Raw genomic sequence first — 22,346 nt, 5'->3', positions numbered from 1 at the left:
ACTGACGTAACGTACGGGCCGGCGAATGCCGAGACAGATGACGGAGCGGGCTGGCACGCAATGTCTGCTCGGACCCCGAGACGGTCAGGCGTGCTTCGCCACATCACGGAACGGGGTCACGGATCCGCGTCAGTTATTCGGGTAGCTGCGGAACTTCGAGCGGGTTCTTCACCCATCGCTGCGCGGTTGTGTTGGGCGTTCTTGCGATATCCGACATTTGCCGGATCGATTGTCCATCGAGTTCGCCCAGTTCTATGAGCAGGCGGATTGCCAATTCGCGTGCCGTATAGCGTGCGCGCGAACATGTGCACTGCGCGGGAGGGCGATTGGCGTACCCAGCACGTACACAGTCGTAGTCGTCCGGAGATCCGGTGAGGAGCGGACTACGGCCGAGCGGCCAGTGTCTGTTTGGCTACCTCGACCAGGTACTCGGCCGCTCGGTTCATCTTCTTCAGCTCCGCAGCGGTCAGGTCTTGATGGGTGTAGGCAGCCTTGCTCTTCAAATTCAGGAGCCGTATTCAGGCGCCGTTCGGACCCGCTGTCCGCACGCTTCAGTAGGGCGACCGCTTCGTTGTGGTTGCCAGTGTTCGAGTGCACGCCGAGGCGTACACAGCAGATCACGTCCGCGGCGGCGATCCCCGCATCGACGTATAGGTCCCCGGCGGCGTTCGGCATCTCCTCGCCGAGATAGTCGGCGGCGCCGAAGAACTCGTTCGCCTTGGACATCCGCCCCGCCGTGACCACGGAGTCGCAGTCGCGTTGTCCCGCCATCAGGGTCTCCTCGCGGCGGGGCGCAGCTGCGCGTTGAACCATGTCCGTGTCCCCGCGACGGTCAGGCCCTGCTTCGCCACGTCACGGAGCAAGGGTTCACCGGTGGCGGCCGCGGCTCGGAAGTCATTCTCGGCGTACTCGACGATCCGTCCGTCATTGCCGGTCCACGCGGTGACAAGTCGGGCGAGTTCGGTCACCCGTTGCTGCCACGCGTCATCGCTGTCGCGGCCGGACTCGGAGGACCGTACAAGCAGCAGGTCGATGTCGCTGTCGAGTTTCATGCGCCCGGTCGCGGCGGAGCCGAACACCGCAGCGTACTTGAGCTCTTTGCCCCACTTGTTGAAGTGCTCCCCGAGGCGGCTGCGGAAAGTGACGTTCAACCGTGACAGGGCCATGATGGGCTCGGCAGCGAGGTGCTCGGTGTTGAAGCGGTAGGTGTTGGTCCTACCCACCTGGTCGTGCAGCACCACACCCTGTCCGGTGAGCCGGTTCAGGACCTTGCGGATGCCTTCCCCGGACGCGGTGGTGAGGATGCGCTGGATCTGGCTGATGGTGAATGTCGCGTCTGCGCTCGCCAGGACCGCGAGCACGTCGCCGTCCAGGGTCGGTGTCACAGTTGCGATCGGCCTGTTGAGCTGCATGGAAAACCTCCCTCGCCCTAACTAAAGTTGGAGTACCGCAACTATAGTTGCTGCTGACGACAAGGAAGTCCGCCGTGAGAACGGTTCTCGGGCGAGGCATCCCAGAAAATAAGAAAAAACCACCTGCGAACAGGTGGTTCATCTTTGTGGCCAGAGTCGGGATCGAACCGACGACCTTCCGCTTTTCAGGCGGACGCTCGTACCAACTGAGCTACCTGGCCGGACGGCAGTGGTGCAATACCGACACCTCTGGCGACCCTGACGGGACTCGAACCCGCGACCTCCGCCGTGACAGGGCGGCGCGCTAACCAACTGCGCCACAGGGCCTTGTTCAGTTGTCTGTTCGCGAGCGAACAGGCGTACCCCCTACGGGATTCGAACCCGCGCTACCGCCTTGAAAGGGCGGCGTCCTAGGCCGCTAGACGAAGGGGGCCGGTTCTCCGTTCGGGAGACTCCGTTTGGGAGCCGACTCAGATTAGGACACGGCGCGCGGAAAACACAAATCGCCATGTCACCGGCGGCAACGCGGTTTCGACACGCGTAGGCATCACCGGCTGCCGGGTGGCCGTGACCCACCGGGTAAACTCGCATCCGCCCTCGGCGCCGAGGGCCCGCCCCTATAGCTCAGTTGGTAGAGCTACGGACTTTTAATCCGCAGGTCGTAGGTTCGAGCCCTACTGGGGGCACCATCCCATGCACCGACACGGTCGTGTCGGTGCCGCACCTTATGATTGCCGCATGAAACGGACAATCTTCGCACTCGTCGCTGCCCCGACCACGATGTGCAGCTGAGGTCGTGATGAGAAACTTCAGCGTGCAACACATCGTGCGAAACCCCAAGGTCTGGCTTGCCACGGGCGTGGTGCTCGCGGTCGACGGCGCCGCCGGGATGGCCGCGCGCGGTCCATGGCCTGAAGTCGGCATCGCCGCCGCATGGCTCGGTATCGCCGCAGTGTGGTTGGCGGCCAATCAGATTGGGCGCGAGCGGTGACTGGAGCCTAGCCCGGGTCGGCAACAAGACCCCAAGCGTCGGTCTATCCGTCGAGGCCGTGAAGTTTAGGAGCGTCGCGGGTACTTCGGCCGGCCCGACGTCGTGGTCGGCGTGCGCCTCGGTTGAGACCGAATCGACGATCGACGTCTGGTGGCCCCCGTGGTGATCAATGCGGAACGCATGTATGCACGCGGAATGCTACCGTTTGCTCGGTAGATTGATGCATGTCAATATTGATGGATGTCGAATAAGAACATGCTGGCGCCGGTATCGCGCGGTCTGAGCGTGGACGAGGCCGGGCTGGTCACACCGCTGTTGAAGGCGCTCGCGGACCCGGTTCGATTGCGGTTGCTGTCGGAGGTTGCTGCGCATCCGGGCGGTGAGGCATGCGTGTGCGATATCTCCGGGCCGTTCGACGTCTCGCAACCGACGATCTCGCACCACCTCAAGGTGCTGAGGCAAGCGGGTTTGATGACCAGTGAGCGTCGGTCGACCTGGGTGTACTACCGCGTGAACACCCAAGCGTTGCAACAACTCTCGGTTCTGCTGGGCGGCCTCGCCTCTGTCGTGGGGAAGGCTCGCGCGTGCGAAGCGGACCGGTGATCGCCACCGAGGACGCGGTTGCCGGCAAGTTGTCGATACTCGACCGGTTCCTGCCGGTGTGGATCGGTGCGGCGATGGTCGTCGGTCTACTCCTGGGCCGAGCTGTCCCGGGGCTGGGTAACGCACTGGCGGCCGTCGAACTCGACGGCATCTCGGTGCCCATCGCTCTCGGGCTACTGATAATGATGTATCCGGTGCTGGCGAAGGTGCGCTACGACCGACTCGACTCGGTCACCGGCGATCGCCGTCTGCTGCTGGGATCGCTCCTGCTGAACTGGATCGTCGGTCCGGCGTTGATGTTCGCGCTGGCATGGCTTCTGCTTCCGGACCTGCCGGAGTACCGGACCGGACTGATCATCGTCGGTCTGGCCCGTTGTATCGCGATGGTGATCATATGGAACGACCTGGCGTGTGGTGATCGTGAAGCGGCTGCCGTTCTCGTCGCTCTGAATTCGGTGTTCCAGGTGATCATGTTCGCCGTTCTGGGCTGGTTCTACCTCTCGGTGCTACCCGGATGGTTCGGCCTGGAGCAGACGGCCATCGACACCTCGCCGTGGCAGATCGCGAAGTCGGTGCTGATCTTCCTCGGTATCCCGCTTGTCGCCGGCTACCTCACCCGACGCATCGGCGAACGCGCGAAAGGGCGCGAGTGGTATGAGGCCTCATTCCTGCCACGTCTGGGTCCGTGGGCGCTCTATGGATTGCTGTTCACCATCGTCATCCTGTTTGCGTTGCAGGGTGATCAGATCACTTCGCAGCCGTGGGACGTCGTGCGGATCGCGCTGCCGCTGCTGATCTACTTTGCCGTGATGTGGGGTGGCGGGTTCGTTCTCGGCGCCGCAATGGGTCTGGGCTACGAGCGCACCACCACGCTGGCATTTACGGCTGCCGGCAACAACTTCGAGCTCGCCATTGCGGTCGCGATCGCGACCTACGGTGCAACTTCCGGGCAAGCTCTTGCCGGGGTCATCGGTCCACTCATCGAGGTGCCCGTCCTCGTCGCCCTCGTCTATGTGTCCCTCGCGCTGCGGAGACGATTTGCCGCAACCACCGCACCGAAGGGGCCCATGCGCGATGCCTGATCCCCTCGAAGTGCTCTTCGTCTGTGTGAGCAACCGCGGCAAGTCCGTGATGGCCGAGCACCTCACACCGACGGTCACCGATCTGGTCACCCCGTCGTCAGCCGGCACCAGTGCAAAGATCGGCGGGCAGGTCAACGAATTGTCGGCCCAGGCGCTCGCCGAAGTCGGCGTCTCCGGTGTCGCCGGTCACCGTCCTCGTCAACTCACCGACGACCTGATGATCGCCGCGGACCTGGTCGTGGTCGTCGGCGCCGCCGAGGTCACCCCACCCGACGGCGTCGCTCTCGAGGTGTGGAACACCGACGAGCCCTCCGAGCGTGGGATCGACGGCATCGAACGGATGCGCCTGATCCGCGACGACATCACCAACCGGATCCGCACCCTCGCCGACCGCATCACGCGGTAGGCGAGAGCGCGAGATACGAACACTCGTCAGCAGCAAGCCGGACGAGCGTTCACCGGATCGGCGGCATCGGCGGAACTACCACCGCAACACACCGAACCCTGATCGGTGTCATCGACGGCGTTCTGCTCCAACAACTTCGGACTGGTCCCGAAGGTGTCGGAGTCGGCGAGCACGGTGTAAACCTCCCACTTCTCGTTCGCCGGCCCTGTCACCCACACCTTGTCCTGGGTCGCGAAACAACAGGTGGAGTTGATCTCCTCCTGCGTGATCAGGCCCTCGCCAGACAACCGGGCGATCTCGGCATGCACCTTCTCGCTCGATTCCACCTCAACGCCGAGGTGGTTGATCGTGCCGCCCTGGCCAGGATTCTCCAGAAGCACCAGTTTCAGCGGCGGCTCGACGACCGCAAAGTTGGCGTATCCCGGCTTGCGCTTGGCCGGAATGGTGTTGAACAGTTTGGAGTAGAACTCGATCGCGGTGTCGAGATCATCGACGTTGAGTGCGAGCTGCATACGGGACATGACCATCACCTTCACCTGTGAGACATATATCGAAATACGGTCAAAGCGCAGAGTGCCACCTTTTCGACATATGTCAAGTACGAGCGTACGATCCGGTTATGCCGAAGACCTTGCCGATGGTCGACATCAGCGCCCCGATCTGCTGCGCGCCGGTCTCAGCGGCCCCGCTCGATGACGACACCGCGCTGGAAATCGCATTGCGGCTCAAGGCTCTTGCCGACCCCGTGCGCATTAAGCTCGTCTCGATTCTGCTCGCCGACACCGCCGACGGGATCTGCACTTGCGACCTCGCAACCGCGGTCGGTCTCGCCGAGGCCACCACGAGTCACCACTTGGGGCAGCTTCGCAAAGCCGGCATGGTCACACCTGACCGCCGAGGGATGAACGTCTATTACCGCGCATTGCCGGACGCGTTGGAAGCACTGCGCAACGTCCTCAGCGCCACGACGGGGTGCTGCTGAACCGGCGTCTTTACGAATTCTCAAGCGACCGCTGACGCTGCCACCGGCCTCAACGCTGTCGGCTCAGCTCCATTGCCGCGGCAACTCCGGTCGCTGGTGCATCCGGCCGCTCTCGTCCAGTTCCAGGACGGTCTCGATGCCGATGCGCTCCAGGAAGGCGAAGTCGTGGCTCACGATGAGCAGCGCGCCGCGGTAGGCGTCGAGCGCCTCGGCAAGCTGTTCGACGCTGGTGATGTCGAGGTTGTTGGTCGGTTCGTCCAGGATCAGCAGCTGAGCCGGCGGGTCGGCGAGGAGCAGCCGCGCGAGGGACACCCGGAACCGCTCTCCGCCGGAGAGCGTGCGGACCGGCCGGTCGACGCCCTCGCCGCGGAGCAGGAGCCGGGCGAGCTGGTTGCGGATGGTGCCGGCCGGGGTCTCCGGCGCGACGGCCGCGACGTTTTCCATGGCGCTGGCGTCGTCGTCGAGGCCGTCGAGACGCTGCGGGAGGAAGCCGACGTGGTCGGTGAGGAGGCGTCCGTGCGGCCGCCCGGGGGCCGGCTCGGTCCGCTCCACGAGCTGGGCGATCAGCGTCGACTTCCCGGTTCCGTTCGCGCCGACGAGCGCGACCCGCTCCGGCCCCTGGATCACGATGGTCCGCTCCTCGTCGGCCAACTCGGCCAGACGCCGCCCGCGCGGGACATCCGGGTCGGGCAGGGCGAGGTGGATGTGCTCTTCTTCGCGAACCCGCCCGTCGGCCGCGTCGACGGCGGCCTGCGCCGCCGCGACCTTGTCGTCGAGCGTGGAACGAAGTGACCCCGCCGATGCCTGCGCCTTGCTCGCCCTGTTTCCGGCGAGGATCTTCGGGATGCCCCCGTCGCGCTGGGTCTTCTTACCCGTCCGCTCACGGCGCGCGAGCTTCGTCTCGGCCTCGACCCGCTGCCGCTTCTCCACCTTGAGCGCCTGCTGGGCAGAGCGCGCTGCCTGCATCGCGGCGGCCTGCTCCTGCTCCTGGTGTGCCTTCCACGCGCTGTAGGGACCACCGAACGTTTCCAGAGTGGCGCCGTACAACTCGGTGGTGTTGTCCATGTGCTCGAGCAGCTCGAGGTCGTGGCTGACGACGACGAGCGTCCCCGGCCATTGATCGACGAACTCGGCGAGTCGGTCGCGCGTGGCGCGGTCGAGGTTGTTGGTGGGCTCGTCGAGCAGCGTGATCGGCGTGCGACGGACGCGCAGACCAGTGATCGCGATGAGCATGCCCTCCCCACCGGAGACCTCGGCGACGCGGCGATCGAGGTCGGCAGCCGAGAACCCGATCTGCTGTAGCGCCTCGTCGGCGCGGGACTCGATGTCCCAGTCGTCGCCGATCACATCGAAGTGCCGTTGGTCGGCGTCACCCGACTCGATGGCCTTCATCGCGTCGAGGGTGGGCCGGATGCCGAGCAGCTCGGCGATCGTGGTGTCCGGTTGCAGGGTGAGTGTCTGCGGTAGATAGCCCACCTCGCCGCTGGTGTCGATGTGGCCGGAGGTCGGCTGCAGTTCGCCCGCGATGAGGCGGAGCAGGGTGGATTTGCCTGCGCCGTTGCGGCCGATCAGTCCGGTGCGGCCGGTGCGGCCGGTGCCGAAGGTGCCGTTGACGCCGACGAGGGCGACGCTGCCGTCGGGCCATTCGAAGGTCAGATCACGTAGTGTGACAGCGGATTTCGTAGACATGTGCGGTGTTCACTTTCTCTGCCGTCGAGCACCGGCGGGTGTGACGGGAATCGGTGCGGTATCGATGGGCGCAGCGCAGCACGCCGGGGCCAAACCGACCACAGGCCGATTGTCGACGAAATGAGAAGTCCGAGAGGTGGATTCGCACATTCGCAGTCACGCGACCGGGGCCGGGGCGATGCGAACATGCCGGTGAGCGTCACGCGAATGGCCGCATCCCGAAACGGGGGTGGGCCCATGCGCGTGGATAGGCGAAACGAGTATTCACCGATGCGGAGGACCCCGCACAAGTGAAAGCCACCGGCAGTTCGGTGGCTAGACTCTGTCGACCTCGATCAGCTCCATGAACAGAGATGCTATCAGCCGCGGTCCCGACGACGCCCGGCTTGCCGAGCGGCGTGGGGTGGGCAGGCATGGCGGGGTGCACCCGTGTCATCGGTGATCAGAGGTTGAATCCGCCGGAGGTCTCGATGTCCTGGGGGTCGGTGCTGGCGAAAGATGTTCGGACGATGGAACTCTCGGCGCGGCCGAGCCGAGGGCGGGCCGCCCGAGTCGCAGTGACGCGGGCGGCCCACCCCGACTCGCTCAGGCGGCGGGATATTCGGCGGCGATATCGAGGACCCAGGTGATGCCGAACCTGTCGGTGAGCTGCCCGTATAACGGCGCCCACTGGGCCGGGGCGAGGGGCGCCTTGATCTCCGCGCCGTCGGCGAGTTTGTCCCAGTGGCTCTGGAGTTCGGCGGCGTCGGTGCCGCGCACGGACACGAAGAACGGGTCTTTGCCCTGATCCCATTCGAGCTGGGGATAGGCGTCGTAGGCCATGATGCGGAAGCCGTTGTCGCCGATGACCTGCCCGAAGGTGACGTGGTCGGCGGTGGTGGGATCGGTGATCCCCATGTCGGCGTAGCTGGCGATGGTCAGCTCGCCGCCGAACACGGACTGGTAGAACTCGAGCGCCTGACGGGCGGTGCCGCGGAAGTTCAGGTGCGGGGTGACGCTGACGGACACGGTGACTCCTTGTTTGTCATGCAGCCGATGTCTTCGGCCGCATGACGAGCCTCGCAGTAGTACCGGTCATCTTGCGTCCGCTTCTCGGGCGAAGATGTACCCATGACCGGATCGCCCTCGCGGATGCTGACGCTGCTGTCGCTGCTGCAGACGCGGCGCGACTGGCCCGGTCGGGTGCTGGCCGGGCGGTTGGAGATCAGTGACCGCACGCTGCGGCGCGATGTCGATCGCCTGCGGGAACTCGGCTACCGGATCGTCGCGATCAAGGGTCCCGACGGTGGGTATCGGCTCGATGCCGGCTCGGAATTGCCGCCCATGCACTTCGACGACGACCAGGCCGTCGCGGTCGCGGTCGCCTTGCAGATCGCCGCGGGATCGGCGATCGCCGACGGTGAGTCGGCGTTGCGGGCGCTGCAGACCGTGCGGCAGGTGATGCCTTCCCGGTTGCGGCACCGGATCGACGAGGTGGCGTTCTCGACCTTGCCGGCATCGAACGCCGCGGTCGTCGAGACGGAGGTGCTGATCGCGGTGAGTACGGCGGTCCGGGCCCGGGAGGTGCTGCGCTTCGACTACGTGCCGGTCGGTCGCGATCGCGATGCCGCCGCGTCGCCACGCACGGTGGAGCCGCATCACGTGGTGCTCGCCGAGAGCCGCTGGTACCTCGTCGCATGGAGCCTCGATGCCGACGACTGGCGCGTATACCGGCTCGACCGGATGACCCCGCGTGTTCCGACCGGTCCGAGATTCACGCCGCGTCGTATTCCCGGCGGTGACGTGCACGCCTTCCTGGCCGGTCGATTCAAGGGCTCCGACCACCGAAATCGGTGGCCGTGCATGGGTGAGGTGGTGCTGGGCCTGCCCGCGGCCGAGGTGGCGCCGTTCGTTCACGAGGGGATGGTCGACGATCTGGGCCCCGATCGGTGCCGACTGATCGTCGGGTCGTGGTCGTGGGTGGCATTGGCGGCTTCGATCGCCCGCTTCGACGGGCCCGTGCTCGAGGTGGCACCACATGAGCTCGCCGATGCCTTTGCCACCCTCGCGCACCGCTTCGCGGACGCGGCACGGCAGGGACCACCGCATCGACCGACGGTGTGACCCGCGCCATTCGGTAATCTCGAGGTGACATCGACTGCAGGGACGCCCATGACTTCATCACCGAGTTCCGAGGTCGGGCCGTCCGCTGCCGGGCAGCATGTCCGGCGTCGTCGTGGTGGCATTCGTCGGCGCAACGCCCGGCGACGCCTCGCCGCGCGGGTGTGGGGTGACGGCGAGCCGGGTACCGGGAAGTGGCTGCGGCTCGACGAGGGCGAACGCCGATGCCTCGCCCGCCGCGCGGTCGCCATCGCGGTGAGCGCGATCGTGGGCAGTAACGCGTTGATCGGCGTCGAGACCTTCTTGTTGGTGCAGCTGTCGTACAACGGCGGAACGCTGTCGGTCGACGAGACGCTGCGCGCCCCCAATTTCCCCGGGATCGTCACCGCGATCGCCGTATGCATCGTGGCCAATCTGATCCTCGGTGTGCTCCTGCTGCGGCCGCAGATCCGCTGGTTCATCCGCGGCGAACCCGCCGATCATGCCAGACGCGTTGCCGTCCAACGAATCCCGATTCGGCAGGTGCTCGGGACGATGCTTGCCTGGCTGGCTTCGGTCGTGAGTTACATTGCGATATCCGCTGATTCGCTCAGCGCGGCCACCGCGTTCGGGGTCGCGGTGGCGTTCGGTCTGGCAAGTCTGTCGAGCGCCTGCCTGACCTATCTGTTCGCCGAACGCGCCTCGCGGCCGCTGATGATGCTGGCGCTCGCCTCCGACCCGACCACTCGGGTCGTGCACGGGGTGCGGGGCCGGATGTTCGCGGTGTGGGCGGTGAGTTCGGCGGTACCGATGGTCGGCCTGATCGTTCTGAACGCCGGCCGTCGTCTCCACATGCTGCCGCCGGTGGTCGGTGACGTCGACTGGGCCAGCGTCGTTCTCGCGATCGTCGGGCTCGCCGCGGGCATCCGGATCATCGTCCTCGTCGGTCAATCATTGATCGATCCGCTGACCGAACTGCGTGATGCCGTCGAGAAGGTGCACGACGGCGATCTCGACGTGCACGTCGACGTCTACGACTCCTCCGAACTCGGTGTGCTGCAACAGGGATTCAACGAGATGGTGACGGGGCTCGACGAACGTGAACGGATGCGGGAACTGTTCGCGCGTCATGTCGGGGACACTGTCGCCGACCTCGCGATCGAGAACGGAATGGGGCTGCATGGCACCAACACCCGGGTCGGGGTGCTCCTCGTCGACATCGTCGGTTCCACCACCATCGCGCAGGAGCGGAGCCCGCAGGACACCGCCGCATTGCTCAACGAGTTCTTCGAGATCGTCGCGCAGGTCGTCGACGAGCACCGCGGGTTCGTCAACAAGTTCGAGGGCGACGCCGCGCTCGCGGTGTTCGGTGCACCCGTCGAGATAGACGACCCGGCCGGCGCGGCACTGGCCGCGGCCCGGGATCTGGCACGCGGACTCACCGAGGCCCTCGACATCCGCTGGGGCATCGGGGTCTCGTTCGGTACGGCGTTCGCCGGCAACATCGGGGCCGAACGCCGCTACGAGTACACCGTGATCGGCGACCCGGTCAACGAGTGTGCGCGCCTGTCCGACCTGGCGAAGACCAGTCGGGTGCCGGTTCTGGCGAGCGGTGCCGCGATCGACGCGGCCCACGCCGAGGCGCCTGAATGGACGATGGTGGACAAGCGGGTCGTCCGTGGCCGCAGTGAGGCGACCGAGATCTACGGACCGACCGGTCTGATGGTTGCGAGTCCGCCTACGGTGGGGGACATGATCTCCGGGCTGCTGCGGCCGGTGCGGTGGCTCGGATCGGCGGGACTGCTGCGTATGCGGTGACGGCCCAGGAAGAACGCGGCAATTCACGAAAACACAAGGGAGAGATCATGAGCGGATGGTCGACGAGCGACATCCCGGATCAGTCCGGTAGGACCTTCATCGTCACCGGGGCCAACTCCGGTCTGGGTGCCGAGACGACGAGAGCACTTGTGGGCGCCGGCGCGGAGGTGATCATGGCCTGCCGCGACACCGCGAAGGCCGAGGCCGCGGCCCGCGACATCGGCGGCGGTGCGCGGGCGGCCCGACTCGATCTCGCCGACCTCGCGTCGGTGCGCGCCTTCGCCGACGGCATCTCCCGCGCCGATGTCCTCATCAACAACGCGGGTGTGATGGCGGTGCCGCTGCGGCGCACCGCCGATGGGTTCGAGATGCAGATGGGCACCAATCATCTCGGCCATTTCGCGTTGACCGGTTTGCTGCTGCCCAAGATCGGCGACCGGGTGGTGACGCTCTCGTCCGGGCTGCATCAGCTCGGCCGCATCGATCTCGGGGATCTCGACTGGCGTACGCGCCGCTACAAGCGCTGGCAGGCCTACGGCGACTCCAAGATGGCCGACCTCATGTTCGGGATGGATCTCGCCGACCGCTTCGACGCCGCGAACGACGGCCGGCTCTCGCTCATCGCCCACCCCGGCTACGCTGCGACCGGACTACAAGGCCGCACCGAGTCCCTCATGGACGCCGTGATGAAGGTGGGGAATCTGTTCGCGCAATCCGCCGCCGGCGGTGCCCTGCCCACCTTGTACGCGGCCACCGCACCCGACGTCGTCAACGGCACCTTCTATGGTCCGACCCAATGGTTCGGCATGCGTGGCGCGCCGGGGGTGTCGGCCTTCAGTGGCCGCGCCAACGACCGCGCACTGCGTGACGGGCTGTGGGCGGCGTCGGAGAGACTGACCGGCGTCAGCTTCGACGGGCCGATACCCGGAGCCTGAGGCCGCGAGCGCCGCCGCGCCTCACCAGACGCCGGGCGGGCGGAACTGCACGCTGATGCGGGCGCCGACCCCGGCGCACTTCGGTACCGCATGCTCCCACGTCCGCTGGCAACTGCCGCCCATCACCAGCAGATCGCCCGAACCGAGCACGAACCGCAACGACGGACCGCCGCCGCGCGGCCGCAGCGTCAGCGGCCGTGGTGCACCGAGTGACAGGATCGCGACCATCGTGTCGTGGGTGGCCCCGCGGCCGAATCGGTCGCCGTGCCAGGCCACCGAGTCCGTGCCGTCGCGGTACAGGCACAGGCCCGCGGTCGAGAAACCTTCGGGCAACTCGCCGCGATAGTGCTGCGTCAGCGCCGAACGGGCTTGGACGAGAAGGGGATCGGGGAGCGTGGCGTTCGCACGATAGGTGGCGACGAGCCGCGGGACGTCGACGACGCGGTCATACATCCGGCGGCGTTCGGCCCGCCACGCCGCGTTGTCGTGCAACGCGTCGAACAGGGTCTGCGACCCCGAGATCCATCCGGGGCGCAGATCCACCCACGCGCCGTCGGAGAGTTCCCGCCGGGTGATCTGTGATTGCAGGCCGCCGATCGCCGGATCGGATCCGGCGGACTCCGCGAAATCGAAGATCGACCCCTGCATGCCTACGGTCATCCGACCACGGTAGCGCAACCCGAACGCATGTTCTAGATCCGGTGCCGGTCCATCTGGCCGCCCGGTATGCTCGGACATCACACGCGGCACCCCGGCATGTCGTTGGCCACACTTGCGCTCCACGGTGGCAGGCCGGGGGAAAGCGGAGTAAACAGTATCAAGTGTTAGTCACTCACACTTTGGTGTGATGTGTCCTGCCCGCCCGAACGCTCGCCGCCGATCGAGATCGTGCTCCACAGGTCACGTTCGCAATCGCTGGTCCACACCACAGCCTCCAAGGGGAAACGGATGTCATCAGTACTCTTCCGGCTCGGCCGGTTCTCGTTCCGACACAAGTGGTGGGTGATCGCCACGTGGCTGTTGGCACTGGTCGTCGTCGCCGGACTGGTCGGCGCGCTGAAACCGAAGTTCGCGCAGGACTTCGATCTGCCCGGGACCGACTCGGGCACTGCGACAAGTCAGTTGCAGGAGTACTTCCCCAAGGTCATGGACGAGCAGTCCCGCGGTGCGGCCACCGTCGTGGTGTACGCGCCCGACGGCCTGCAGGCACACGCCGGCCAGCTGAACGCGCTCGCCGATGACCTGCGCAAGATGCCCGACATCGCCGACCAGAAGACCGTGGTCAGCCCGCTGCTCGCCGCACAGGCGCAACCCGCTCTGGCGGCCAAGGTGCTCGGCGACAACGGACACGTGGGCCTCATCTCCGTCGGTATCACCACCAACATCCAGGACCTGACCCTCGACCAGAAGAACCAACTGCTCGACGTCCTTGCCAAACATCGCGGGGACGGTCTGCAGGTCGAGGCCACCGGTTCGCTGGTGCAGGTGATGGAGCAGGGCGGCAAGGCCGAGCTGATCGGCTTCGCGATCGCCTTTGTGGTGATGATCGTCGCCTTCGGCGCGCTCGTGGCGGCCTTCATCCCGTTGATCACCGGTATCGCCGGCGTCGCGCTCACGATGATGCTGGTGACGCTCAGCGCCAAGATCATGACGGTCAACCAGACCGCCACCGGCATCGTCACCATGCTGGGTATCGCCGTCTCCATCGACTATGCACTGTTCATCGTCTCGCGTTATCGCAGCGAGGTGAAACGCGGCGGTGACCGGACCGATGCGGCCGGCCGTGCGGTCGGCACCGCGGGTTCGGCGGTGGTGTTCGCCGGTCTGACCGTGGTCATCGCGGTGGTGGCGCTCACCGTCGTCGGCATCCCGCTGATCACCCAGATGGGTGCGGGCGCGGCCGTGGCCGTGGTCTTGGCGGTGCTGGCCGCACTCACGCTGATCCCGGCCCTGCTCGGGGCCGTCGGACGCTTCGCCTTCACCCCGCGGATCCCGTGGATTCGCCATGCCGAGGAGTCCGCGACCGCCGACAGCAACGGCGTCCGCTACGGGCGTGCGGTGGTCAAACGTCCGCTGCCGTTCATCATCGTCGGACTCGCGATCCTCGTCCTGGCGGCGATCCCGGTCGGCAAACTGCAACTGGGCATGGACCTGTCCAATTCGGACGAGGCGCGCGCTTCGACCCTGCTGCAGAAGGGATTCGGCGAAGGCGTCAACGGCCAGCTGCTGGTCATCGTGCACGATGGCGATGGCCAGATCGCCCCCGCCGCGGACCAGGCCGTCGCACACATCAAGACCCTGCCCGACGTCGCCAACGCCGCGACCCTGATGTGGATGGGTGACGGCACCGGGGCGAACCCGAACGCCGGTGCCAAGACGGCGTTGATCATGGTCACCCCCACGAGTGCACCGTCGGCACAGGCGACCCACGACCTGATGGAGAAGATCCGGGACTGGGCACCGACAATCGCCAAGAACGGGGTGGAGGTACACGTCGGCGGTCAGACGGCGATCATGTCGGATCTGTCGGCCAAACTCGACAAGGCGCTGATCCCGTATCTCGTCGTCGTGGTGGGCCTGGCATTCCTGATCATGATCGGGGTGTTCCGCTCGATCTGGGTGCCGCTGGTGGGCACGATCGGCTTCATCTTCTCCGTGCTGGCCACCTTCGGGATCACCGTCGCGATCTTCCAGGAGGGTTACCTCGGGCTGATCAGCGATACCCGCCCGACCCTGTCGTTCCTGCCGATCTTCCTCATCGGTGTGGTCTTCGGGCTCGCGATGGACTATCAGGTCTTCCTGATGACGCGAATGCGTGAGGAATACGTGCACGGCATGAACGCCAAGGACGCGATCGTCGCCGGATACCGGCACGGTGCGCGCGTGGTTACATCCGCGGCGGTGATCATGATCAGCGTCTTCGCCTCGTTCATGCTCGCACCCGACACCACGTCCAAGATGCTCGGCTTCGCGCTGGCCATCGCGGTCTTCTTCGACGCCTTCATCATCCGCATGACGGTCGTCCCCGCGGTCATCGCGCTGCTGGGCGACCGGGCCTGGGGACTGCCGAAGTGGCTCGACAAACTGGTCATCGACTTCGACATCGAGGGCGGCGCGGTGCGCAACCGCGGGCTGCCGGAAGAGAAGGACACCGCAGAGACCGCCGACACCGCGGTGGCGCCGAGCTGAGGACGTCACCGTGACCGCGACGACCGGCGCCGAACCGCCGGAATCGGTTCGGCCCCGGCCGGGTGGGCTGCGCGAGCAGCACAAGCAGCGCACCCGCCAGGCCATCCGGGATGCCGCGATGCGGCTTTTCGCCCGAGATGGCTACGCGCACACGACCGTCGAACAGATCGCGCGTGAGTCCCAGGTGTCGCACACCACCTTCTTCCGGTACTTCGCCTCCAAGGAACAGGTGGTCATCGGCGACGACCTCGACGACGTGCGGGCGGCGGCGATGGACGAGATCCCCCGCGGGCTCGGTCATTTCGATCTGCTGCGTGCGGTCGTCCGCGCGCAGGTCGCCATCACGGCGTCGGATCCATGGGCCTCGAGTGTCGAGCGGATGCGACTGATCCAGTCCGAACCGATTCTGCGCATGGCCTATCAGATCGAGGCCGACGCGGCGATCTCGCAGGGCCGCGAGTACTTCGCCGACTATCTCGGGGTGCGTGCCGACGACGCGCGCCTGCAGGTGTTCGTCGCGGCGATCGCCGGGGTCATGTTCCACGTGGCCGAGGGGGTGGTCGACCCCCGTGACGACCGTGTGCTGACGGAGTTGCTCGGTGCCATCGACCTGTTGGAACAAGGGCTGCCGCTCTGACGGTCTGATACGAGAAGCCTTGGGAGACAAGCCCAGAGAAGAGATTTCACCGAGGAGAGATGAGGAGATCATGGGACGGCTGGACGGCAAAATCGCATTCATCACCGGCGTCGCGCGCGGGCAGGGCCGCGCACACGCCATCCGGTTGGCGCGGGAGGGGGCGCAGATCATCGGCATCGATCTCGCGGGACCACTGCCGGGCGTTCCCTATGATTCGGCCACACCCGAGGATCTCGAGGAGACACGCCGGCTCGTCGAGGAGGAAGGTGGCACCGCGGTCCTGACGCAATGTGATGTCCGTGATGCCGACGGGGTCACCGCGGCGGTGGCGGCCGGCGTCGAGAGGTTCGGCGGACTCGACATCGTCGTGGCCAACGCCGGCATCTGCATTCCCCAGACCTGGGACGAGATCACGCCGAGCAGCTTCGGTGACACCCTCGACATCAACGTGACCGGCGTGTGGAACACGGTGACGGCCACGGTCGGCCATCTCATCGCGCGCGGTGGCGGATCGGTGATCATCACCAGCTCGTACGCGGGCAAGAAGGTGCAGCCCTTCATGATCCACTACACCACCAGCAAGCACGCGCTGGTGGGGATGACCCGCGGTCTCGCCGCCGAGCTCGGCGCACACAACATCCGGGTGAACTCCGTGCACCCCGGTGCGGTGAACACACCGATGGGGTCGGGGAGCATGCAAGAACGTATCGAGACGACCAATCAGGCCAATCCGCGCCTCGCGGGGATGGGCACGGTGTTCGTGAATCGGTACGCCGCCGAGGCCGAGGACATCGCCAACGTGGTCGCATTCCTCGCCTCCGACGAATCGACATTCGTCACCGCCGAACACATCTCGGTCGACGGCGGCGCCCAGCACTACTGAGATCGTCGATCCGTCGCCGGTGCCGCGGCTCGTCTCGTGTCAGAGCCGGCGCAGGCGTCGAGCGGCCTCGGCGATCACGTCGTCGCGTTTGGCGAAGGCGAAGCGCACCATATGCCGCCACGGCTCCTTGTGGTCGGCGAAGACGCTCACCGGGACACCGGCCACCCCGATCCTCTCCGGAAGCTTCCGGCAGAGTTCTTCCCCATCGGCATAGCCGAGCGGACGCGGATCAGCGCAGACGAAGTATGTTGCGTCACTGCGGTATACGCCGAAGCCGGCGTCGGTCAGCGCCGCTGACAGCAGATCTCGTTTGTCCTGCAGTGCGGCTGCGCTGCGCGAGACCCAGTCCATCTCCGACTCCAGCGCGTGGGCGACGGCGGGCTGGAACGGACCCGAACCGACATAGGTCATGTACTGCTTGGCGGCGCGCGCGGAAGCCACCAGTTCCGGTGGCCCGCAGAGCCAGCCGACCTTCCAGCCGGTGCAGTTGAAGGTCTTGGCGGCGCTCGAGATCCGCAGGGTGCGTTCGCGCATGCCGGGCAGCGTGGCCAGCGGGGTGTGGCGCCGGCCGTCGAACACGAGGTGCTCATAGACCTCGTCGGTCACCGCGATGACGTCGTGGCGGATGCACAGGCGCGCGATCTCGGCGAGGTCGTCGTCGCCGAGGACCGTGCCGGTCGGATTGTGCGGCGAGTTGAGCAGGAGCAACGCGGTGCGCGGACCGAATGCGGCGGCCAGCGCGTCACGGTCGAGGCGGAAGCCGTCACCGTCGGCGACGAGCGGCACCGTGCGTCGCACGCCGCCGGCCATCGCCACCGTCGCGGCATACGAGTCGTAATACGGCTCGATCATCACCACCTCGGACCCCGGTTCGGTGAGCCCGACGACAGCGCCCGCGATGGCCTCGGTGGCGCCGACGGTGATCAACACCTCCGTGTCGGGGTCGTAGTCGAGGCCGTAGTGCGTGCGCTGATGCTCGGCCACCGCCCGCCGCAACCGCGGCACCCCGATGCCGGGCGGGTACTGGTTGTGGCCGTCGTTGATCGCTGCACACGCGGCCGCCAGCATCGACTCGGGGCCGTCGGTGTCGGGGAAGCCCTGACCGAGGTTCACCGCGTCGTGGGTGAGTGCGAGCGCCGACATCTCGGCGAAGATCGTCTCGGTGAACGGGCGCAGTCGGGTCACGGTGGCCATGGATTCAGGCTGTCACATCCACCCACGAGTTGCCGCGGCCACGTGGTTCCACGTCGGTGCCACTCGGGCGCCGATTCCATGTCGACGCCAAGGTGGCCACAAGCGCGCGGCGCGAACCTTCTCGGGCAGACCCCACCCCGATGAGAGGACCCGCGATGTTCACCACCGAAACCGAAGACGGCCCCGCGCCTCGGCCCCTTGCCGACCCGGTCGTCGCGCCACTGTTGCGACCCGGCCGCCGGCTGGCCTGGCGCCTCGGCGTCATCGCCGGCGCGCTGGGCGTCGCATTGCTGGCCGCCTGCGACGTCAGCGTCGGCTCGGATGCCATCGATGCGCCCGATGACGCGGCCGTCGGCGAATGCCTGGCCCTCGGGCCCGACGAGGAATCCGGCAAGGTGCGGGCGTCGAAGGCCTCGTGCGAGGGTGCCGACGGGCTCACCTTCTACGTGGCACGTCAGATCGCCGCCGGAGCCGAGTGCGAGGCGGCCAACACCTCGACGCTCACCTTCGGGGCCGGACGCGAGAAGCTGTGTCTGACCCCCAATTTCGCGTCCGGCAAGTGCTATCAGATCCCGGTCGGCGGCGAGCTCGCCGACTATCGCGAGGTGGGTTGCGGGGATCCGGCACAGTCGCAGACCCTGGTCGCCGAGACCGTCGGTCGTGGCGACGAGGCAATCAATTGTGGTGCGGACGAGACGATGTGGTCGTTCACCGCGCCACGTTCGCTCGGATACTGCCTGCGGCCGGTGTGAGACGCAGGTAATGTGACCAGGGCCTGACCGCCCCCGCGGGCCGTGTGGCGAGTACGCGTGTCCGCTGCCGAGGAGGGCCGAGTGGTCTACCAACCAGGTGACTCGTTCGCCGGCTACACCATCGTGCGCCTGATCGGCCGCGGCGGGATGGGCGAGGTCTATCTGGCCCGGCACCCGAGCCTGCCGCGCAACGAGGCGGTCAAGATCCTGCCCGCCGACCTCAGTCGGGACCCGATGTTCCGGCAGCGGTTCGCGCGGGAGGCCGAACTCGCGTCGAGCATCGTGCACCCGTCGATCGTCACGATCTACAACTCCGGCGAGCACGACGGTCACCTGTGGCTGTCGATGGAGTACATCGACGGAGTCGACGGCGGGGAACTGTTGCGGCGCAGCCCGCGCGGCCTGAATCCGGTCCTCGTGTCGGCGATCGCGACGGCGGTGGCCGCCGCGCTCGACGCGGCACATGCGCGGGGACTGCTGCACCGCGATGTCAAACCCGCCAATATACTGGTGGCCCAAGGTGATTCGGATGATCCGACGCACACCTCGGCCGGGCCGCCGGAGCGGGTACTGCTCGCCGATTTCGGCATCGCCAAGACGACCGACGACGTCAGCAACCTGACGTCGGCCAACATGTTCCTCGGCACCGTGGCGTACGTGGCGCCCGAACAGTTACTGGGGTCGGTGGCCGACGGCCGCGCCGACCAGTACAGTCTTGCCGCAACCCTGTTCCAATTCCTTTGCGGCCGACCGCCATTCGAGGGGACGAGCCAGGCGAACGTGATCGCGGCGCACCTCAGCGATACCCCACCGGCGATCTCGGCGCTGCGGCCGGCAACACCGCCGGCGCTCGACGACGTCATGAACCGCGCACTGTCCAAGTCGCCGGAGGATCGCTACTCCTCGTGCGGTGAGCTCGCCGATCAACTCACCGGCGCACTGCGGGCGCCGCCCACCCGGATCGCCACGCCGGTCCTCGGGCCGGCCGAGGTGATCGCGCAGCCGCAACCACCGGGCCCGACGCATCCACCGGCCCCGACGCATCCACCGGGCCCGACGTTGCCGCCGGCCCCGGTCTACTCACCGCTGCCTGCGCCCGTGCAGTACCCGGCGGGCCGGCAGTCGGCGCCCCAGTACCTCGCGCCGCCCCATACGGGTCCGTTTCAGTCGGGTCCGCTTCAGACCGGCGCGCTGCCCAGCCAGCCGCCGCGCCGCTCGCGCCCGACGGCGATGATCGTGCTGGCGTCGGTGGTTGCGCTGGTGCTCGTCGTCATCGCGGGCGTGGTGGTCGCCAACCTGATCTCCGGTTCGTCCGGACCGGCTACGAGCACCGCCGGTGGTTCATCGTCGACGGCGGGGCCGGCCCCCGGCGTGACGACGCCCTATGTCCGCCCGCCGGTGACCGAGGCGCCGACCGCGATCACCGGAGCCGACCAGCTCACGGTGGGTGAGTGCGTGCAGTTCGGGCGCCAGCGGGACGCGCAGGGCAATGTGTCGACGTCCAAGGTCGACTGCGCCACCCCGGCGATGACGTTCTACGCGGCGGGGTTCATCGCCGGTACCGCAGACTGCCCCAACCAGCACAATGCCAGTCTGGGTTTTGGTGACTCGACGCAGAAGCTCTGTCTCACACCGAATTTCGCTCCCCAGGAGTGCTATCAGATCCCGCGGTCGGGTGGTTCGCTCGCCGACTACCACGAGGTGGCCTGCGGCAGTGCGGCCGCCGCGGGGACCGTGCTGTTCCGGGTCACCAACCGCTCGACGAGCGCGCTGGTCTGCGCAGGCGGCGAGCTGCGCTGGGTGTTCGAGCAGCCCGAGTCGCTGGGCTATTGCCTCGTCGAGGGTCCGTGAGTCCCTGGGTCTCAGCCCGCCGATTCCTCGCCGATCGTCGGCCCGAGGAGGTCGTCGGCGTCGGTGATCCGGTAGGCGTAGCCCTGCTCGGCGAGGAACCGCTGGCGGTGCGCCGCGTAGTCGGCGTCGAGGGTGTCGCGAGACACCACCGAATAGAAGTGTGCTTGTCCGCCATCGGCTTTCGGACGCAGCAGCCGGCCGAGTCGCTGGGCCTCTTCCTGGCGTGAGCCAAAGGTTCCCGACACCTGGACCGCCACCGACGCCTCGGGCAGGTCGATGGAGAAGTTGGCGACCTTGGAGACCACGAGCGTCTGCAGTTCACCGGAACGGAAGCGGTCGAACAGGGCCTCGCGTTCCTTGTTCTTCGTCGAGCCCTGGATCACCGGGGCGTCGAGTTCGCGCCCGAGGTCCTCGAGCTGATCGATATAGGCCCCGATGACCAGCGTCTGCGAATCGGCGTGCCGCGCCAGGATCGACTTGACGACGTTGACCTTGGTGTGGGCGGTGGAGCACAGCTTGTACTTCGCGTCGTTCTCGGCGACCGCATACTGCAGGCGCTCCTCGTCGGTCAGCGTCACGCGCACCTCGATGCACTCGGCCGGTGCGATCCAGCCTTGGGCCTCGATGTCCTTCCACGGCGCGTCATAACGCTTGGGACCGATGAGGGAGAAGACATCACCCTCGCGGCCGTCTTCGCGGACCAGGGTCGCGGTCAGCCCGAGCCGGCGCCGCGACTGCAGGTCGGCGGTCATCCGGAACACCGGTGCGGGGAGGAGATGCACCTCGTCGTAGATGATCAGACCCCAGTCCCGGGAATCGAACAGATCGAGATTCTTGTACTCGCCCTTCGACTTCCGGGTCATCACCTGATAGGTGGCGATGGTCACCGGGCGTACCTCTTTACGCTCGCCCGAGTATTCGCCGATCTCGTCTTCGGTGAGGGTGGTGCGGGCGATGAGTTCACGCTTCCACTGCCGTCCCGCGACGGTGTTGGTGACGAGGATCAGGGTGGTGGCACCGGCTTTGGCCATCGCTGCGGCGCCGACCATCGTCTTGCCCGCGCCACAGGGCAGGACCACCACGCCCGAGCCGCCCGCCCAGAAGGAATCGGCGGCCATCTCCTGGTAGTCGCGGAGGTGCCAGTTGTCCTGGTCGAGCGCGATCGGATGCGCCTCCCCGTCGACATAGCCGGCGAGGTCCTCGGCCGGCCATCCCACCTTGAGCAGGATCTGCTTGAGCCGGCCCCGCTCGGAGGGATGTACGACGACGGTGTCGTCGTCGATGCGCGCACCGAGCATCGGCGCGACCTTCTTGTTGCGCAGGATCTCCTCGAGGACGGCGCGATCGAGACTCACCAGCGACAGACCGTGGACGGGGCTCTTGACCAGTTGCAGCCGGCCGAACCGCCCCATGGTGTCGACGATGTCCATCAGCAGGGGCTGGGGCACCGCGTACCGCGAATAGCGCACCAGCGCGTCGACCACCTGCTCGGCGTCGTGGCCGGCCGCGCGTGCGTTCCAGAGGGCCAGCGGGGTCACCCGGTAGGTGTGTACATGCTCGGGTGCGCGTTCGAGCTCGGCGAACGGTGCGATCGCCGCTCGGGCCGCCGCCGCATCAGGGTGGTCGACCTCGAGCAGCAGCGTCTTGTCGGATTGCACGATCAGGGGTCCATCAGTCACCGGATCCAGTGTAATGACGTGGCAAGCCGGTGCGTCCGGCTCGCAGCCCTGGCCAGGGAGGCGGCACCCGACGGACCCGGGCCGACGTTCGCTCGCGTCTGCCCACTATGCCCGGTATGTCCGATAGTGGGCGGCCGAAAGCCGCAGCGAGAAGGCACATTCCG

General features: G+C 66.9%; 20 protein-coding genes, 4 tRNA genes and 1 pseudogene. 14 read left to right on the top strand and 11 right to left on the bottom strand.

Annotation, left to right across the window (positions count from 1 at the left end):
- Window positions 1-383: 383 nt before the first annotated feature.
- The 5 genes and pseudogenes from ACPXB3_RS19705 to ACPXB3_RS19685 form a co-directional block, all read right to left on the bottom strand.
- Window positions 384-771 (bottom strand): annotated as a pseudogene (locus ACPXB3_RS19705) (hypothetical protein).
- Entirely contained in the window at window positions 771-1,412 is a 642-nt protein-coding gene (locus ACPXB3_RS19700) for a nucleotidyltransferase domain-containing protein (protein ID WP_425706687.1), read from the bottom strand. The pseudogene ACPXB3_RS19705 and the gene ACPXB3_RS19700 overlap by 1 nt, the downstream one beginning before the upstream one ends.
- A gap of 147 nt (window positions 1,413-1,559) precedes the next feature.
- Window positions 1,560-1,633, bottom strand: a tRNA-Phe gene (locus ACPXB3_RS19695).
- Window positions 1,634-1,662: 29 nt separating this feature from the next.
- Window positions 1,663-1,739: transfer RNA gene (locus tag ACPXB3_RS19690), tRNA-Asp, on the bottom strand.
- 33 nt (window positions 1,740-1,772) lie between these two features.
- Window positions 1,773-1,845: transfer RNA gene (locus tag ACPXB3_RS19685), tRNA-Glu, on the bottom strand.
- A gap of 180 nt (window positions 1,846-2,025) precedes the next feature.
- On the opposite strand from ACPXB3_RS19685, the gene ACPXB3_RS19680 reads away from it, so the two are divergent.
- The 5 genes from ACPXB3_RS19680 (at window position 2,026) to ACPXB3_RS19660 (ending at window position 4,494) form a co-directional block, all read left to right on the top strand.
- Window positions 2,026-2,101 (top strand) — tRNA-Lys (locus ACPXB3_RS19680).
- A gap of 110 nt (window positions 2,102-2,211) precedes the next feature.
- Window positions 2,212-2,403: a hypothetical protein gene (locus tag ACPXB3_RS19675; protein WP_425729180.1), complete on the top strand. Its 192-nt coding sequence runs from the start codon at window positions 2,212-2,214 to the stop codon at window positions 2,401-2,403.
- A gap of 240 nt (window positions 2,404-2,643) precedes the next feature.
- Window positions 2,644-3,006: an ArsR/SmtB family transcription factor gene (locus ACPXB3_RS19670; protein WP_425729178.1), complete on the top strand. Its 363-nt coding sequence runs from the start codon at window positions 2,644-2,646 to the stop codon at window positions 3,004-3,006.
- A complete protein-coding gene (arsB, locus tag ACPXB3_RS19665; protein WP_425706722.1) occupies window positions 3,003-4,088 on the top strand; it encodes an ACR3 family arsenite efflux transporter in 1,086 nt (361 codons plus the stop codon). The genes ACPXB3_RS19670 and arsB overlap by 4 nt, the downstream gene beginning before the upstream one ends.
- A complete protein-coding gene (locus tag ACPXB3_RS19660; protein ID WP_425729176.1) occupies window positions 4,081-4,494 on the top strand; it encodes a low molecular weight phosphatase family protein in 414 nt (137 codons plus the stop codon). Before arsB ends, ACPXB3_RS19660 begins: the two co-directional genes overlap by 8 nt.
- 26 nt (window positions 4,495-4,520) lie before the next feature.
- On the opposite strand, the gene ACPXB3_RS19655 is transcribed toward ACPXB3_RS19660, so the two are convergent.
- A complete protein-coding gene (locus ACPXB3_RS19655) occupies window positions 4,521-5,015 on the bottom strand; it encodes an ArsI/CadI family heavy metal resistance metalloenzyme (protein WP_425706691.1) in 495 nt (164 codons plus the stop codon).
- Window positions 5,016-5,113: 98 nt separating this feature from the next.
- Between ACPXB3_RS19655 and ACPXB3_RS19650 the strand changes: the two genes are divergently transcribed.
- Window positions 5,114-5,476: an Rv2640c family ArsR-like transcriptional regulator gene (locus ACPXB3_RS19650; RefSeq protein ID WP_425706692.1), complete on the top strand. Its 363-nt coding sequence runs from the start codon at window positions 5,114-5,116 to the stop codon at window positions 5,474-5,476.
- A 63-nt stretch (window positions 5,477-5,539) separates the two neighbouring features.
- Here the strand turns inward: ACPXB3_RS19650 and ACPXB3_RS19645 are convergent, their stop codons facing one another.
- Together ACPXB3_RS19645 and ACPXB3_RS19640 are read right to left on the bottom strand one after the other, a co-directional pair.
- A complete protein-coding gene (locus tag ACPXB3_RS19645) occupies window positions 5,540-7,165 on the bottom strand; it encodes an ABC-F family ATP-binding cassette domain-containing protein (protein ID WP_425729174.1) in 1,626 nt (541 codons plus the stop codon).
- A gap of 585 nt (window positions 7,166-7,750) precedes the next feature.
- Window positions 7,751-8,173 (bottom strand): VOC family protein, encoded by a 423-nt coding sequence (locus tag ACPXB3_RS19640; protein WP_425706694.1) that lies wholly within the window; start codon window positions 8,171-8,173, stop codon window positions 7,751-7,753.
- Between the two features lie 102 nt (window positions 8,174-8,275).
- Between ACPXB3_RS19640 and ACPXB3_RS19635 the strand changes: the two genes are divergently transcribed.
- From ACPXB3_RS19635 to ACPXB3_RS19625, 3 genes are all read left to right on the top strand, one after another.
- Window positions 8,276-9,268: a helix-turn-helix transcriptional regulator gene (locus ACPXB3_RS19635; protein WP_425706695.1), complete on the top strand. Its 993-nt coding sequence runs from the start codon at window positions 8,276-8,278 to the stop codon at window positions 9,266-9,268.
- 159 nt (window positions 9,269-9,427) lie between these two features.
- Complete coding sequence (locus tag ACPXB3_RS19630; RefSeq protein ID WP_425706723.1) at window positions 9,428-11,062, top strand: adenylate/guanylate cyclase domain-containing protein; 1,635 nt, start codon at window positions 9,428-9,430, stop codon at window positions 11,060-11,062.
- A 47-nt stretch (window positions 11,063-11,109) separates the two neighbouring features.
- The gene (locus ACPXB3_RS19625; protein WP_425706696.1) at window positions 11,110-11,997 is read left to right on the top strand and encodes an oxidoreductase; all 888 of its coding nucleotides are present in this window, start codon (window positions 11,110-11,112) and stop codon (window positions 11,995-11,997) included.
- Window positions 11,998-12,018: 21 nt separating this feature from the next.
- Here ACPXB3_RS19625 and ACPXB3_RS19620 read toward each other — a convergent pair whose 3' ends face one another.
- Complete coding sequence (locus tag ACPXB3_RS19620) at window positions 12,019-12,657, bottom strand: alpha-ketoglutarate-dependent dioxygenase AlkB (protein WP_425706697.1); 639 nt, start codon at window positions 12,655-12,657, stop codon at window positions 12,019-12,021.
- Window positions 12,658-12,945: 288 nt separating this feature from the next.
- Between ACPXB3_RS19620 and ACPXB3_RS19615 the strand changes: the two genes are divergently transcribed.
- From ACPXB3_RS19615 to ACPXB3_RS19605, 3 genes are all read left to right on the top strand, one after another.
- Entirely contained in the window at window positions 12,946-15,186 is a 2,241-nt protein-coding gene (locus tag ACPXB3_RS19615; RefSeq protein ID WP_425706698.1) for an MMPL family transporter, read from the top strand.
- Window positions 15,187-15,196: 10 nt separating this feature from the next.
- Window positions 15,197-15,823, top strand: a complete 627-nt coding sequence (locus tag ACPXB3_RS19610; protein WP_425706699.1) for a TetR/AcrR family transcriptional regulator — start codon at window positions 15,197-15,199, stop codon at window positions 15,821-15,823.
- A gap of 70 nt (window positions 15,824-15,893) precedes the next feature.
- Window positions 15,894-16,706 (top strand): mycofactocin-coupled SDR family oxidoreductase, encoded by an 813-nt coding sequence (locus ACPXB3_RS19605; protein WP_425706700.1) that lies wholly within the window; start codon window positions 15,894-15,896, stop codon window positions 16,704-16,706.
- Between the two features lie 39 nt (window positions 16,707-16,745).
- On the opposite strand, the gene ACPXB3_RS19600 is transcribed toward ACPXB3_RS19605, so the two are convergent.
- Complete coding sequence (locus tag ACPXB3_RS19600) at window positions 16,746-17,900, bottom strand: pyridoxal phosphate-dependent aminotransferase (protein WP_425706701.1); 1,155 nt, start codon at window positions 17,898-17,900, stop codon at window positions 16,746-16,748.
- Between the two features lie 155 nt (window positions 17,901-18,055).
- Here ACPXB3_RS19600 and ACPXB3_RS19595 point away from each other — a divergent pair, with 155 nt between their 5' ends.
- Both ACPXB3_RS19595 and ACPXB3_RS19590 read left to right on the top strand, forming a co-directional pair.
- On the top strand, window positions 18,056-18,652 hold the full coding sequence (locus ACPXB3_RS19595) for a pyridine nucleotide-disulfide oxidoreductase (RefSeq protein ID WP_425729172.1): 597 nt from the start codon (window positions 18,056-18,058) through the stop codon (window positions 18,650-18,652).
- A gap of 81 nt (window positions 18,653-18,733) precedes the next feature.
- Entirely contained in the window at window positions 18,734-20,503 is a 1,770-nt protein-coding gene (locus tag ACPXB3_RS19590; protein WP_425729170.1) for a serine/threonine-protein kinase, read from the top strand.
- 11 nt (window positions 20,504-20,514) lie between these two features.
- On the opposite strand, the gene ACPXB3_RS19585 is transcribed toward ACPXB3_RS19590, so the two are convergent.
- Complete coding sequence (locus ACPXB3_RS19585; protein WP_425729168.1) at window positions 20,515-22,182, bottom strand: DNA repair helicase XPB; 1,668 nt, start codon at window positions 22,180-22,182, stop codon at window positions 20,515-20,517.
- Window positions 22,183-22,346 lie beyond the last annotated feature (164 nt).

The organism is Gordonia sp. DT219 (assembly GCF_049847065.1).
GTDB lineage: Bacteria > Actinomycetota > Actinomycetes > Mycobacteriales > Mycobacteriaceae > Gordonia.
The sequence above is the reverse complement of the archived record's forward strand: the minus strand, read 5'-3'. Positions and strand labels throughout refer to the sequence as shown.